At 60.1% G+C, this 13,477-nt stretch carries 13 protein-coding genes; 4 read left to right on the top strand and 9 right to left on the bottom strand.

Annotated elements, in window-relative coordinates:
* The first annotated feature begins 89 nt into the window (after positions 1-89).
* The 3 genes from B9Z49_RS06770 (at position 90) to B9Z49_RS06760 (ending at position 3,501) form a co-directional block, all read left to right on the top strand.
* The gene (locus B9Z49_RS06770; protein WP_108352668.1) at positions 90-1,025 is read left to right on the top strand and encodes a LysR family transcriptional regulator; all 936 of its coding nucleotides are present in this window, start codon (positions 90-92) and stop codon (positions 1,023-1,025) included.
* A 62-nt stretch (positions 1,026-1,087) separates the two neighbouring features.
* Complete coding sequence (tgt, locus tag B9Z49_RS06765; RefSeq protein WP_108352667.1) at positions 1,088-2,284, top strand: tRNA guanosine(34) transglycosylase Tgt; 1,197 nt, start codon at positions 1,088-1,090, stop codon at positions 2,282-2,284.
* Positions 2,285-2,331: 47 nt separating this feature from the next.
* On the top strand, positions 2,332-3,501 hold the full coding sequence (locus B9Z49_RS06760; RefSeq protein ID WP_108352666.1) for an ATP-binding protein: 1,170 nt from the start codon (positions 2,332-2,334) through the stop codon (positions 3,499-3,501).
* Here the strand turns inward: B9Z49_RS06760 and B9Z49_RS06755 are convergent.
* From B9Z49_RS06755 to B9Z49_RS06740, 4 genes are all read right to left on the bottom strand, one after another.
* The gene (locus B9Z49_RS06755) at positions 3,488-4,735 is read right to left on the bottom strand and encodes an FIST N-terminal domain-containing protein (RefSeq protein WP_108352665.1); all 1,248 of its coding nucleotides are present in this window, start codon (positions 4,733-4,735) and stop codon (positions 3,488-3,490) included. The genes B9Z49_RS06760 and B9Z49_RS06755 overlap by 14 nt on opposite strands.
* Positions 4,732-5,424 (bottom strand): PhaM family polyhydroxyalkanoate granule multifunctional regulatory protein, encoded by a 693-nt coding sequence (locus tag B9Z49_RS06750; protein WP_233254540.1) that lies wholly within the window; start codon positions 5,422-5,424, stop codon positions 4,732-4,734. The genes B9Z49_RS06755 and B9Z49_RS06750 overlap by 4 nt, the downstream gene beginning before the upstream one ends.
* Positions 5,425-5,578: 154 nt before the next feature.
* On the bottom strand, positions 5,579-6,844 hold the full coding sequence (locus B9Z49_RS06745; RefSeq protein WP_108352810.1) for a Zn-dependent hydrolase: 1,266 nt from the start codon (positions 6,842-6,844) through the stop codon (positions 5,579-5,581).
* Between the two features lie 20 nt (positions 6,845-6,864).
* A complete protein-coding gene (locus tag B9Z49_RS06740; RefSeq protein ID WP_233254539.1) occupies positions 6,865-7,674 on the bottom strand; it encodes a GntR family transcriptional regulator in 810 nt (269 codons plus the stop codon).
* 28 nt (positions 7,675-7,702) lie between these two features.
* On the opposite strand from B9Z49_RS06740, the gene B9Z49_RS06735 reads away from it, so the two are divergent.
* A complete protein-coding gene (locus tag B9Z49_RS06735) occupies positions 7,703-8,212 on the top strand; it encodes an ureidoglycolate lyase (protein ID WP_158273432.1) in 510 nt (169 codons plus the stop codon).
* A 30-nt stretch (positions 8,213-8,242) separates the two neighbouring features.
* Here B9Z49_RS06735 and B9Z49_RS06730 read toward each other — a convergent pair whose 3' ends face one another.
* From B9Z49_RS06730 to B9Z49_RS06710, 5 genes are read right to left on the bottom strand one after another with little or no spacing between them, the layout of a single operon-like run.
* Positions 8,243-9,445: an amidase gene (locus B9Z49_RS06730; protein ID WP_108352663.1), complete on the bottom strand. Its 1,203-nt coding sequence runs from the start codon at positions 9,443-9,445 to the stop codon at positions 8,243-8,245.
* 38 nt (positions 9,446-9,483) lie between these two features.
* The gene (locus B9Z49_RS06725; RefSeq protein WP_108352662.1) at positions 9,484-10,494 is read right to left on the bottom strand and encodes an ABC transporter ATP-binding protein; all 1,011 of its coding nucleotides are present in this window, start codon (positions 10,492-10,494) and stop codon (positions 9,484-9,486) included.
* Positions 10,491-11,552 carry an ABC transporter ATP-binding protein gene (locus B9Z49_RS06720; protein WP_108352661.1) on the bottom strand — a complete coding sequence of 354 codons (1,062 nt, stop codon included), beginning with the start codon at positions 11,550-11,552 and terminating at the stop codon, positions 10,491-10,493. Before B9Z49_RS06720 ends, B9Z49_RS06725 begins: the two co-directional genes overlap by 4 nt.
* 7 nt (positions 11,553-11,559) lie before the next feature.
* A complete protein-coding gene (locus B9Z49_RS06715) occupies positions 11,560-12,453 on the bottom strand; it encodes an ABC transporter permease (protein WP_199225002.1) in 894 nt (297 codons plus the stop codon).
* Positions 12,454-12,474: 21 nt separating this feature from the next.
* Positions 12,475-13,428 carry an ABC transporter permease gene (locus B9Z49_RS06710; protein ID WP_108352659.1) on the bottom strand — a complete coding sequence of 318 codons (954 nt, stop codon included), beginning with the start codon at positions 13,426-13,428 and terminating at the stop codon, positions 12,475-12,477.
* Positions 13,429-13,477 lie beyond the last annotated feature (49 nt).

Here is a 13,477-nt window from a genome sequence, read left to right as displayed (position 1 = left end):
GACTCGCATCATGCGCAAAACATTGAATTCCGTAAATCGAAATTCAAAGATAATCATTATCTAAATTTCAAATATTACTAAAATCCTCCATGGAACTTGCCCGACTCGACCTGAACTTACTGCTGGTGTTTCACCACCTGCTTCGCGAAAAGCGCGTGTCCAACGTGGCCACGGTGCTGGGAATGAGCCAGCCCGCCGTCAGCAGCGCCTTGGGTCGGCTGCGTGCCAGCCTGGGTGATACGCTTTTTCTACGCACCCAGGGCGGTATGGAACCCACGCCCTATGCCCTGCAGCTGGCCGAGCCCGTGGCTGCCGCACTCGATGGCCTGCAGCAAGCACTGAATGTGCGCGCCTCCTTTGACCCCGTCACCAGCGAACGCCTTTTCACTTTGGCCATGACCGATGTAGGTGAGATGTATTTTTTGCCGGTGCTGATGGACGCGCTGGCCCAGGCCGCCCCTGGCGTCACGTTGAATGTGGTGGCCGTGACCAGCGCCAGCCTGAAAGACGACATGGCAACGGGCCGCACCGACTTGGCCCTGGGCCTGCTGCCGCAACTGCAAGCGGGCTTTTTCCAGCAATCGCTGTTTCGTCAGCCCTATGTGTGTCTGTTGCGTGAGGGCCATCCTTTGGCCAGCAAAGACGACTTGACCCTGCCCGACTTTGCCGCGGCCAGCCATGTGCGCGTGATCGCTGCAGGCACGGGCCATGGACGGGTGGACGAAGCACTGGAACGTCAAGGCCTGCAGCGGCGCATCCGCCTGACGGTGCCGCACTATGTGGCTTTGGGCGATGTGCTGGGCCACTCGGACCTGATCGCCACCGTGCCCGAACGCTTTGCCCAGCGCGTGACCCGCCCCTTTGACCTGACCACCCGCGCCCTTCCCTTGGCGGTAGACGGCAGCGCCATCCACCAGTTCTGGCACGCCCGCCTGCACAAAGACCCCGGACACCAATGGCTGCGCACGCTGGTGTCGCAATACTTTGGCGATGGCAGCAAAACCAGCGCAGAACAAATGGCCTGATTTTTTGGAGAATCGCTCACAGGTTGCGCTCCTACAATTAAAGCCTCAGCTTTAGGCCTTACATGCTCCAATTCGACCTGCTCAAAACCGATCCCTCAAGCCACGCCCGACGCGGCACGCTGACCCTGAACCATGGCGTGGTGCAAACGCCCATCTTCATGCCCGTGGGGACTTACGGCACCGTCAAAGGCGTCATGCCGCGAAGCCTGCACGAAATGGGTGCGCAGATCATTTTGGGCAACACCTTCCACCTGTGGATGCGCCCCGGGTTGGACATCATGAAAGGCTTTGGCGGTCTGCACCAGTTCGAGAAGTGGGACAAACCGATATTGACCGACTCGGGCGGCTTTCAGGTCTGGTCGCTGGGCCAAATGCGCAAGATCACCGAAGAAGGCGTGACCTTTGCCAGCCCGGTGAACGGTGACAAGCTGTTCATGTCGCCCGAGGTCAGCATGCAGATCCAGACCATCCTGAACTCCGACATCGTGATGCAGCTCGACGAATGCACGCCTTACGAAACCAAGGGGCACCTGACGACCGAGGCCGAAGCGCGCAAGTCGATGGAGATGAGCCGCCGCTGGGCCGTGCGCTCCAAAGACGAATTTGCCCGGCTGGAAAACCCCAACGCGCTGTTTGGCATCGTGCAAGGCGGCATGTTTGAAAACCTGCGCCAGGAATCGCTCGACGCCCTTGTGGAGATGGACTTTCCGGGTTACGCAGTAGGTGGCGTGAGCGTGGGCGAGCCCAAGGACCTGATGCTACAAATCATGGCGCACACACCGCACCGCCTGCCCGCGAACAAGCCGCGTTACCTCATGGGCGTGGGCACGCCCGAAGACTTGGTGCAGGGTGTGGCCAATGGTGTGGACATGTTCGACTGCGTGATGCCCACCCGTAACGCCCGCAACGGCACGGTGTTCACCCGCTTTGGCGACCTGAAACTGCGCAACGCCCGCCACAAAAATGACCCGCAACCGCTGGACACGACCTGCACTTGCTACGCCTGCGCGGGCAATCCTGTGGATTCGGCCTCCGGCTCCGGTGGCGTGTCTTGGGACCAAGGCCGTCGCGGCGGTTTCAGCCGGGCCTACTTGCACCACTTGGACCGCTGCGGCGAAATGCTCGGCCCCATGCTGACCACCATCCACAACCTGCACTACTACCTGAACCTGATGCGCGAAGTGCGCGAATCGCTGGACGCGGGTCAGTTCAGCGCATTCCGAGCGCAGTTCAAGTCAGATCGGGCACGGGGCGTTTAACGAATTTATCCTTGCAAATCATGGAATGAAACTCCATAATTGCAAGGATGTTTACACGTCATCTGCAATCTTTACTGACTGAAGAACTGAGGTTTTCACCGGCTGTGGCCTTACTCGGCCCAAGGCAGGTGGGCAAAACCACGCTGGCACTGGAAGTGGCTCGCGACATCCCGCACGTCTATCTCGACCTGGAGTCAGAGCGCGATCGCGGCAAACTGGCCCAAGCCGAGCTTTATCTGGAAAGCCACTTGGGCAAGTTGGTGATCCTGGACGAGGTACATAGGGCGCCAGGATTGTTTCCGGTGCTGCGCGGCCTGATTGACCAAGCCAGGCGCTCGGGGTACTCGGCGGGACAATACCTTTTGCTGGGTTCGGCCAGCCTGGATGTGTTGCAACAGTCAGGAGAAACGCTCGCTGGTCGCATTGCATATCTGGAACTGGGCCCCTTGAATGTTCTGGAAACGGGCCCTGATGCAGTGGACGCCTTGTGGCTACGCGGTGGTTTTCCGCAAAGCCTAAGCGCCCCCTCAGATGCCCGCAGCCTGCGCTGGCGAGAAAATTTCATTCGCACTTATTTGGAGCGGGACATTCCGCAATTCGGCCCCCGCATCGCGGCCGAAACATTGCGCCGCTTCTGGACCATGCTGGCCCACCACCAAGGAGGCATGCTCAACGTTGCCCAGCTGGCGCGCAACCTGGGTGTTGACGTCAAAACAGCGCAAAGCTACATCGACCTCTTGTGTGACTTGCTGCTGGTGCGCAGGCTTGCCCCCTGGCACACCAACACCGGCAAGCGCTTGGTCAAAGCCCCCAAGATGTATGTCCGCGACAGCGGTCTGGTGCATGCCCTGCTGAACATCGAATCCAAAGAAGGCCTGCTCTCACACATGGTACTGGGTGCCAGTTGGGAAGGCTATTGCATTGAAACCCTTCTGGCCTGCGTGCCTGGGGGTGTCACTGGCTACTTTTACAGAACCAGTGGTGGCGCGGAAATTGATTTGCTACTGGCCTGGCCGGGCGGCGAACTCTGGGCCATCGAGATCAAACGCAGCAGCGCCCCCAAAGTGGAGCGCGGCTTTCACAGTGCCTGCGCCGATCTGAAGCCCAGCCGAAAGTGGGTGGTCTACCCTGGAAAAGATGCTTACCCACTTGCATCAGATATCCAAGCCATTTCGCTGCATAGCCTTTGTCAGAAACTCGCCATCATTCGGTCGTGAACACCGTCAACACCCCTGTGTAGCCATACAACTGGTTGTGGGCGATCTCGCCTGCCGCAAAAAAGCCCACCAGAGGCACATCGCCCAAAGCGTGCCGGATGATTTGTAACTCGGCACTCGGTCCACCAAAGTGCGGACCACCGCGTCCGGTGCAACTGACGTACACCGCGCCCGCGATGCGCTGCCCGGCTTGGGGCAGCGTGGGCACCGGGTCATCGCTCAGGGCATTGATGGCTTCGATGGACAGCATCTCAGGCTCCAGCGCTTCGCGGATTTCTGCGCATACCCGGACCAAATCGGCTCGAGCCGCTTGGACATCGCGGCGGCAAAACGTCATCAGCATGCCGGGCTCCAGGTGCTCGGCAATGGCCACCCCCTGGCGCAAAGGGTCCAGGCCAATGATGTGGCGCACCCGCACATCGCTGCCCAAGTTGCCCGCTCGACCCACGCCAGACTGGCCGGGCGCACTCAAACCGACCAAGGTGGAACGAACGACGGCAATGGCTTTTTGCGGCTCGCTCAGACTGATGTTCAGATCGGCCAGCATCACATCCAGTGCAGGCTCGTCCGCCAACTTCAGTACCACATGGCCTTCGGCCTCGGTGATCTCGCGCTCGGGCGCCACAGGCTGGCAGCCTTGCGTGACGCGTGACAACAAGGCCACATCAGGCGAGAACGCCACGCCGCTCAAGCCACCTTCTAGTACGCCGCCATGCACCTCTGGCCCACCCGCGTCTTCAGCCCGCACGGCAAACTGCACGCTGCGTGTGCGACTGGCACTCAGGCCCCCAAACAAATAGCCTTGTTGCGTGCGCTCTGCCACTTCACCGATCAACTCGGCCAGGTCGGGCGTTTGCGGGTCGGCATGCACCAAGGCGGCATCTGCCCAACCTGCAGGCAAGGGCGACACACCCGAGAACACCCGGTATTGCTCTGGCGTCAGGTCGCACAGCATGAGCGCCATGGCCGGCTCGTCAAAGTACTCGGCGTTGTTAACAGCCACGCCAATGCCCACCGTGCCGGCCCAGTCGGGCACCTCGGGCAGCGCCTGGCGCAGGTGGTCAAGCAAGGCTTGCGCATCGGCCGCGTAATGGTCGGTGATGTAGAGCAGCGCCAGCTGGGGTTGGCTCGCGTAATCGGGCAAGCTCATTTGGGCGCGCAACTGCGCAAGCACCAGGCCAGCGGCTATTCGCCACTGTGGATGGGTAGCGTGACCGCAGGGAAAAAGCTTCATGGCGTTTTGCGCCGAGAGACCGCCTTTCGGGGGGCGGATTTTGCGGGCGGTTTGGTTTTGACAGTGGTGGATTTTTTGCTTACTGGGGATTTTTGGCGGCCTGCTGCCGTGCTGGCACCCTTGGCCGTCATGCCCGTCTTCATGGCTTCGGCAGCCACATCTTTGACAGCGGCGGCGGCAATGGTTTGAAACTGTTGGGTCAATGCGCCCCACCACTGCATGGGGTCCACGGCGGGCTTGGCCGAAGTTGCGCCAGAAGATGGGGGTTCTGACTGTGCGGGTTCTGGCTGAACAGGTTCTGGCACAGGTGCGGCTTTTGGTGCAAAGGGTGTTGGCGCAGCGGCCTGCGGCTCAGTAGCTGGTGCTTTGACGGTGAAGGCTTTGGCCAGATCCGCCATGTTCACGTTCATGCTTTGCAACGTGGTCAAGGTCATTTTTTGCACCTCCATCGCCTGAATCGTGGCCTTGAGCGCTGTGGTGTTTTGCTCCAGCCAGAACAGCACCGACTTGAGCTCTTGGATGCGCTTGTCAATGTCTTCGATGCTGAGCGTGGGCGCTACCCAGCTGGCCATGCCAGGCATGCCTGCAGCAGCAGATGGCTGGGCTTGCGATGCGGTTTTGGACAGGTTTTGCAAGAAGTCAAAACCTGGTACGAATTGGCCGAAGCCGAAAGCCGATGCGTCGCTCATGGTGTCTCCTGAAGAAGGACTTGGTAAAGCTTACCTCATGCAACTTTCAGCAACCATCGGGGCTCTCACAAGCGCCACCAGGCATCAGTGGGCTTTGGCGGCCGATGGCTCTAAAGCAACCCTTTCTAACGGCCTACTCAGCGACAGCACTTTCTCAACGGATCTGCGCCACTTTCGCTCTGCCGAGCATGGCGTGCAGCAACACGTTGCAGCCCGCTTCGATGTGCTCGGGCTTGGCGTCTTCGATTTCGTTGTGGCTGATGCCGTCTTTGCAAGGTATGAAAATCATGCCGCTCGGGGCCAGACGGGCGGTGTAGATGGCATCGTGCCCAGCACCCGAGACCACCGGCATTTGGCTGTAGCCCAAGTGGGCAGCGGCGGCAGACACCGCCTCCACACACTCCGGATGGAAGGGTTGCGCCGGGAAACTCGACACCAGGGTCAGATCTATGCGCAGGCCTGTGCTGCCCTGCAAACTTTGAGCCAGGGCTTTGATCTTATCGGCCATCGCCTCCACCCCGGCGTCGGTGTTGTTGCGCAGGTCGATGCTGAACTTGACCCGCCCCGGAATCACGTTGCGGCTGTTGGGGTGCACATGCACCATGCCCACCGTGCCACGGGCATGCGGGGCGTGTTGGTGGGCGATGCTCACCACGGCTTGCATCAGGTGCGTGGCCACTTGCAGGGCATCTTGGCGCAGGGCCATGGGGGTGGGGCCCGCATGGGCCTCCATGCCTGTGACGATACAGTCAAACCATCGAATGCCCAAAGAACCACTGACCACGCCAATCGTCACATCTGCGTCTTCGAGTACTGGGCCTTGTTCGATGTGCGTCTCGAAGTACGCCCCAATGGGGTGCTGGCCGGGCACTTCGGTGCCGACATAGCCAATCCGCTGTAACTCCTCGAGCACGGTTTTACCCTCTTGGTCTTGGGCTTTGTAGGCGTGCTCCAGCGAAAACGCACCCGCAAAAACGCCCGAGCCCATCATCACCGGAACAAAACGCGAGCCTTCTTCATTGGTCCAAAAGGCCACCTCGATGGGGGCCTCGGTTTCGATGCCGTGGTCGTTCAGGCAACGCACCACCTCCAGCCCTGCCAACACACCGTAGTTGCCGTCAAATTTGCCCCCTGTGGGCTGGGTGTCGATGTGGCTGCCGGTCATGATGGGTGGCAAATTGGGCTGTCGCCCGGCCCTGCGCATGAAGACGTTGCCGATTTGATCGACCGTGACCGTCATGCCCGCTTCGCGCGCCCAAGACGTGACCAGGCCACGGCCCTGTCGGTCCAGATCGGTCAAGGCCAGGCGACACACGCCGCCTTTTTCGGTGCCACCGATTTGGGCCAAGGTCATCAGCGATTGCCACAAACGGTTGGCGTCAATGCGCAAGGAAGACAAGTTGTCGAGACTCAAGTTCATCGGGTGATCTCCAAAGGTGTTCATTCGGGGCTGTCCCGGTAGGCTTGAAAGACATCGCGCAATTGCCTGCGAGGGGTTGTGGGTGCCGTCAAAGACTGCTCCAATTCGTTGAGGTGTTTGCGCATTTCTGCGCCGGCCGCTGCAGGACTTTTTTGCAAGGCGCTTATCAAATCGACATGGCGGTGGGCCACACACACTTGCCCCCCTTGGCGTTTGAAGCGCGACATGAGCAAGGACGTGGTGGGTAACAAGCCATTGAGCCAACGGGCCATGACCGGGTTGCCATGCATGTCAGCCATGGCTTGGTGAAATTCACCCGAAAGGCGAATGGCCAGGGCATGCTCACCGATGCGATCGGCCTCGGTTTCAGCGTCAGCCAAATCTTGCAAGGTCTGCAATTGCTCGGCGCTCAGTCGCCCGGCAAGTTGTTTGGCCACTTCGCACTCCACCACCCTGCGGGCATCAAAAACACTGCCCGCATCTTCCAAACTGGGAATGGGGACACGCGCCCCTCGGTTGTGCAGCAATTCGATCACCTGCTCTTGCGCCAGACGCTGCAAGGCTTGGCGCACCAAAGTGCGGGAGACATTGAACTGCTCGGCCAGCTCTTGCTCGCGCAAGCGCTCTCCGGGGGACAGTCGGCGCTCCAGAACTGCCTGATAAATCGCCTCGTATACCCGGTCGGCTCCAGTGACATGCACCACTGCACCCGCCTCCTGCGGCAAGTTTGAACCGTCAGCCACAGTCAGCACCGAAACAGGCGTTTGAACGGGCAGATCGAAGCTGGCTTTGAGCGGCTGGGACACGCCCCGGCGATGTTCATCTGTCATGATGGACCCCATGCACCCGAGTCATTCCATGAACACCGAACATCCTTTGGGCACCCTGGCTTGTCAGCCCCTGACCGCACACGCTTTTTCGCCCTATGGCGAGGTGTTGAATTTGTTTGCACCAGCCCACCAAACTATCAACCAAGGCACCAGCGGACGGCTGGATTTGCCAGCGGGCCTGGACTTGGCGGGCGATCAGGGCCAGGCGGTGTTGGCGGTGTTTCATGCGCTGGCACAGAACCCCGAGGGTCCTTGCCACATGCTGGAGCGCCACCAATGGGGCAGTCAGACCTTTGTGCCCTTGACCGGGGCGCGCTGCCGTTTGCTGGTGGCCTTGGGCCAAGACCAACCCGACCTGCGCACGCTGGTGTGTTTTGAGGTCACGGGCCAGCAAGGCTTCACGCTGAACAAAGGCACCTGGCACCACCCCTTGATGGCCATGGACAACGGTGCTTTTTTGGTGATCGAGCGCCGGGGCTTGAGCGTAGATTGCGAGATTCATTCACTGCCTTTGAGCGTGCGCCTGAGTCCTCTTTGACGCCGCGTACATGGGGTGTTCCTGCGGCGTTCAGGACCACGCGCGGTGGATGTGTTCTGCCAGTTTGACCAGGCTGCGGTCTGAGCCCTCTGGGCCCACCAAAGAGATGCCCAAGGGTGCGCCCTGGTGACTGGCCAATGGCAAGCTCACCTGCGGCAAGCCCGCCATGCCCGCCACACACAGCAAACTGGTGGCCCGGTTGCGGTAGACCTCCAGCTCGGCATCGGTCTGACGAATCAAAGGGGCCACATCGGGCATGGTGGGCATCAAGAGCACGCCGTCCGTGCCCAAGATGTCTTGCATGTGGGCGCGCCAGACTTCGCGAAAAGCCCGCGCCTTGGCCACTTGATCGTCCGTGACTTTGGACGACCAGTCAAAGCGCTGGGCCACCGCAGCGCCCAGCACAGGACGAAAGCGCTGAAGAAAACCCCCATGCACATCCCAGGCCTCGCGCCCCTGAATGGCGCGGAAATGCCAGTACATGGTGTCCATGTCATCGTTCATGACACGAACCGTTTTGGCCTTGCCCAAACACTGCTCTATTTTTTGACGCACCGGCTTGAGAGCTTTGAGGGCACCGGGTGTGGCCAGCGCCCACATGTCAGTCGGGGCCAACAAGCGGATGTGATCGGGCAAGGGCTGCGCATCCTGACCCAACAAAACATCTGCCACACGGGCAAAGGTGGGCACATCACGGGCGAACCAGCCACAGGTGTCCAGGCTGGGCGACAAGGCCATGGTGTCTTGCAAACTGATGCGTCCCTGGCTGGGCCGCATGCCCACCAAACCGCAATGGTTGGCGGGGGCACGTACCGAGCCGCCTGTGTCTGAGCCCAAAGCAAAGTCGCACAAGCGGTTGGACACAGCAGACGCCGAGCCCGACGAAGACCCGCCGCTGATGCGTTCGGCCACCGCGCCATTGATGGGCGCACCGTAATGGGCGTTCTGACCGTTCATGGAGAACGCCAATTCGTCGGTGACCGTTTTACCGACAAAGCGCGCACCGGCGTCGAGCAAGCTTTGCACCACCGGGGCCGTTCGGTCCTGAACGCCCCACAGGGCCATCAGCATGGGTTGACCGCCACTCGTGGGATAGCCCTTGACGTGGTAGATGTCTTTGGCCGCGAAGCTCAGTCCCGACAAAGGACCCGTGGCGGCATGGGCCACCGGGCTCGATGGGTAGGGCATGAAGGCTTGGGCGTTGTCCCACAGGGCATCGGTGTGTCGACTCATGTTCACCTCACGTTTAAAAAAATGATCAGGCCCAATGATCAGGCCACTTGCTGAGAATTGGGCTGAGACTGGGCCAGCAGACAACGAACACTGTGGCCTTCGGCCAGCCAGGTGACTTCCGGGCGTGTCGCACTGCATTCAGGCACCGCCATCTTGCAACGACTGGCAAAGGCGCAGCCCTGTGGCAAATTCGTCAAGTCGGGCGGTGCGCCGGCAATGGTTTCCAGGCGCTGGCCTTTGGCCAAAGCGCCGTCGGCGCGGCTTTGCAGCAAAGCACGGGTGTAGGGGTGACGGGGTTCACGAATCAGTGTTCGGGCAGGCCCCTCCTCCACAATGCGGCCGGCATACATCACGGCAATGCGATCGGCCACCTCCACCGCTGCACCGATGTCGTGGGTGACAAAAATCACCGACAAGCCCATTTCTTTTTGCAACTCGCGCAACAACAGCAAGATTTGGATTTGCACTGTGGCATCCAGCGCGGTGGTGGGCTCATCGGCCAGCAGCAGTTGGGGTTGGCAGGCCAGGGCCAGGGCAATCATGGCGCGCTGGCGCATGCCACCCGACATTTCGTGTGGATAGGCGTGCAAACGACGCTCTGGGCTGGGAATGCGCACCCGCTCAAACAAGGCCAAGGCGCGCTGCCTGGCCGCGGTCTCGCTCACATTTTCATGACGGCGAATGGTCTCGATAATTTGCTGCCCCAAACTGTAAACAGGGTCGAGCGCCAGCAAGGGCTCCTGAAAAATCATGGACGCCACGCGTCCACGAAATCGGCTGAGCTGGTCCTGCGACAGCGTGAGCACGTCCTGATCACCCACCCGAATTTGCCCTGTGATTTGGGTCTTCTTTTCAGCATGCAGACGCAAAATAGTGCGCAAGGTGACGCTTTTGCCAGAGCCTGACTCGCCAATCAGGGCGACCACTTCACCGCGTTGCACGCGCAAGTCCACGCCCGAGACTGCCTGCACGGGTTTTTTGCCGCCGGTGAAGGTGACATGCAACTGGCGGATGTCCACAAATGCGGGTGTCGAGGTGTCCGGTTTCATGCCACGACCTCCAAAGGTTTGAACATGCCCTGCGCATCGGGTGCCCCGGTGTGAGCTGCACCCGCCACATGCATCCAGCAAGCCACTTGTTGGCCGTGTTGGGCTTGGGCCAACACCGGCATCTTTTCGCTGCAAATGGCTTGGGCGTGCACACAACGGGTGTGGAAACGACAGCCGCTGGGCGGGTTGATCGGGTTGGGGGGGTCACCGGCCAAAGGCGGGGTTTCGGTGCGCCGATCCGGGTCCAGGGTCGGAATAGACGACAACAAGGCTTGTGTGTAGGGGTGTGCGGCATGCTTGAACAGGGTTTCACTGTCCCCCACTTCCACCACTTGGCCAAGATACATCACCATCACCCTGTCGCTCATGTAGCGCACCACATTCAGGTCGTGGCTGATGAAAATGTAGGTCAGGCCAAACGCCTCTTTCAGGTCGAGCAAGAGGTTCAACACCTGGGCTTCGACCGACTTGTCCAGGGCAGAAACCGCCTCGTCCAAGATGATCAGACGCGACTGCAAGGCCAAAGCCCTGGCGATGTTGACGCGCTGCCTTTGCCCGCCCGACAACTCATGGGGGTAACGCTCGGCAAAGCGCTGCGGCGCCAGCCCCACCCGTTCGAGCAAGTCACGCGCACGCTCAATCGCCTCGCGCTCAGGCAGTCCATGCACCATGGGGGCAAATGCGATCGAGTCTTCCATGGTCAGGCGCGGATTCAAGGACGCATAGCTGTCTTGAAACACCATTTGGGCCTGGCGGCGATAGTCCTTCAGGGGCAGCGACTTGCTGCCCACCGTCTGGCCATCGAACACCAACTCGCCCTGGTCGTGGCTGATCAGTTGCATGAGCAAGCGCGCCGTGGTCGACTTGCCGCAACCGGACTCGCCCACCACCCCCAAGGTCTCGCCCTTGAACACGTCAAAGCTCACCCCGTCCACAGCGCGAACCACCCCTGCGCTGCGACCCAACAAGTCTTTCTTGAGTGGAAAGTGCTTGACCAAGCCGCGCACCGAGAGCATCGGCTGGGTTGATCCGCCCACCTCATCATTGGCCAAAGTCATGCGGGCCTCACTGTTTGATTTCCATGGCCGAGCGCAAGCCGTCGGCCAAGAGGTTGAAAGCAATCGATGTCATGAAAATCATCGCACCAGGCAAGGCTGCAATCCAAGGTTGCGAGTAAATGGCGGTGCGCAAGGTGTTGAGCATCAGGCCCCATTCCGGCTCGGGGGGTTTGACCCCGAGACCCAAAAAGCTCAGGCCCGAGGCCAGGATCATGGACACCGCGATCAAACTCGTGGCGTACACAAAAATCGGCCCCAGCACATTGCCCAGCACATGCACCCGCACGATGGTGAAAGCCGACGCACCCGACGCCCTGGCCGCCTCGACAAAATCACGCTCCCGAATCTGCGTGGTCACGCTTTCGGCCACACGGGCCAGCGGGGGTATGAACACAATCGTCAAGGAGATGAGGGAATTGGTGATGCCTGCCCCCAAAGCGCCCGACAAGGCGATGGCCAGCAAGACCGAAGGAAAGGCGTAAAAAACGTCGATGGTGCGCATCATCACGCTGTTGACCCAGCCCCCGGTGTAACCGGCGGTGATACCGATCAAGGAGCCGATGAAAAAAGCACACACCACGGGCGTGATGCCCATGAACAAGGACAACTTGGCCCCCACCATCAATCGGGTGAGCATGTCGCGGCCCAACTCGTCTGTGCCCAAAGGGTGGCCTTCAAAGCCAATAGGTTTGAGGCGTTTGAGCATGGCGGACTGGTAAGGGTCCATGGGCGCAAGCCAAGGACCGAACACCGCCAGAACCATCAACAACAGCACCACCAGGGCGGCACCCACGGCCACTTTGTCACGTAAAAACCGACGGCCCACGGTTTCCCAATAACCAGCGGAGCGCTCGTACACCAGCGGGAGCACGGGACTGGCGGCCGCATTCAATGAAGTCATGTCAATTCCTTGGGGTCGAGATCAAGAGCGTGCAATGCGAGGGTCCAGCAAGGTCTGGATCACATCCACGATGAGGTTGAGCACCACAAAAAACATCGCCAGCACCAAGATCGTGCCTTGCAGCAAAGGCAGGTCGCGCTGGAAGATGGCCGAGTTGAGCAAGAAGCCCGTGCCAGGCCAAGAAAACACCGTCTCGATCAGGATCGAGCCGCCGAGCAAGTAACCCAACTGCAAGCCCATCACCGCCAGCGCCGTGGGCGCTGCATTTTTGACCACATGCCAAAAAATACCCAAATTGGTCAAGCCCTTGGAGCGCAAACCCACGATGAACTCTTGCGCCAGGATGTCGGCCACCAAGGCGCGCACCGTGCGAGAAATGATGCCCATCGGGATCACGCTCATGGTGATGGCGGGCAACAGCATGTGCTTGAAGTGCTCCCAATCCCAAACCCACTGGCTGGAGCCACCCGGTCCTGCGCCGCCGGGCGGCAGCCACATCAGGATCGAAGAAAAAACAATCACCAGCACCATGCCCAACCAATAGTGCGGAACGCTGACCCCCAACACAGACAGCAAAGAGGCGAATTTATCCAGCCAAGAGTTCTGGAAATAACCGGCCACAAAACCAAACAAACAGCCCAGCACAAACCCGATAAAGGTCGCCAGCATCGCCAGCCGCAAGGTGTTGCTCACGGCAGTCATGACCTCCGAAGCCACCGGGCGGTTGCTGGCAATGGATGTGCCCAGATCGCCCTGCAAAGCACGCCAGACCCAACTCACAAACTGTTCAGGGTAAGAACGATTGAACCCGTACAACTCGATCAACTGCGCCTGCAAGTCAGCAGAGGCGTCAGGCGGCAAAATCGACATCAGAGGATCACCGGGTGCCAGGTGCACCAAGCCAAAACAAACCAGCGCCACCCCCAGCATGATGGGCAGGGAATAAATCAGTCGCCGCAACAAAAAGCCGAACATGCCAGCACTCCAAAACTGCAATGAAGAAGTGTGCAATCAGGCCGTTCTC

The sequence above is a fragment of the Limnohabitans sp. 2KL-51 genome, assembly GCF_003063645.1.
GTDB lineage: Bacteria > Pseudomonadota > Gammaproteobacteria > Burkholderiales > Burkholderiaceae_C > Limnohabitans_A.
Note: the sequence above shows the minus strand (reverse complement) of the source record. Positions and strands in the feature narration are given on the sequence as shown.

What these genes read in the sequence shown, in the direction of transcription:
- B9Z49_RS06745 (WP_108352810.1), bottom strand. Translation starts at nt 6,844, where the DNA reads ATGAACTTGAGTCTCGACAACTTGTCTTCCTTGCGCATTGACGCCAAC.
- B9Z49_RS06735 (WP_158273432.1), top strand. Translation starts at nt 7,703, where the DNA reads ATGAACACCGAACATCCTTTGGGCACCCTGGCTTGTCAGCCCCTGACC.
- B9Z49_RS06725 (WP_108352662.1), bottom strand. Translation starts at nt 10,494, where the DNA reads ATGAAACCGGACACCTCGACACCCGCATTTGTGGACATCCGCCAGTTG.
- B9Z49_RS06720 (WP_108352661.1), bottom strand. Translation starts at nt 11,552, where the DNA reads ATGACTTTGGCCAATGATGAGGTGGGCGGATCAACCCAGCCGATGCTC.
- B9Z49_RS06730 (WP_108352663.1), bottom strand. Translation starts at nt 9,445, where the DNA reads ATGAGTCGACACACCGATGCCCTGTGGGACAACGCCCAAGCCTTCATG.
- B9Z49_RS06740 (WP_233254539.1), bottom strand. Translation starts at nt 7,674, where the DNA reads ATGACAGATGAACATCGCCGGGGCGTGTCCCAGCCGCTCAAAGCCAGC.
- B9Z49_RS06760 (WP_108352666.1), top strand. Translation starts at nt 2,332, where the DNA reads ATGTTTACACGTCATCTGCAATCTTTACTGACTGAAGAACTGAGGTTT.
- B9Z49_RS06715 (WP_199225002.1), bottom strand. Translation starts at nt 12,453, where the DNA reads ATGACTTCATTGAATGCGGCCGCCAGTCCCGTGCTCCCGCTGGTGTAC.
- B9Z49_RS06750 (WP_233254540.1), bottom strand. Translation starts at nt 5,424, where the DNA reads ATGAGCGACGCATCGGCTTTCGGCTTCGGCCAATTCGTACCAGGTTTT.
- tgt (WP_108352667.1), top strand. Translation starts at nt 1,088, where the DNA reads ATGCTCCAATTCGACCTGCTCAAAACCGATCCCTCAAGCCACGCCCGA.
- B9Z49_RS06770 (WP_108352668.1), top strand. Translation starts at nt 90, where the DNA reads ATGGAACTTGCCCGACTCGACCTGAACTTACTGCTGGTGTTTCACCAC.
- B9Z49_RS06710 (WP_108352659.1), bottom strand. Translation starts at nt 13,428, where the DNA reads ATGTTCGGCTTTTTGTTGCGGCGACTGATTTATTCCCTGCCCATCATG.
- B9Z49_RS06755 (WP_108352665.1), bottom strand. Translation starts at nt 4,735, where the DNA reads ATGAAGCTTTTTCCCTGCGGTCACGCTACCCATCCACAGTGGCGAATA.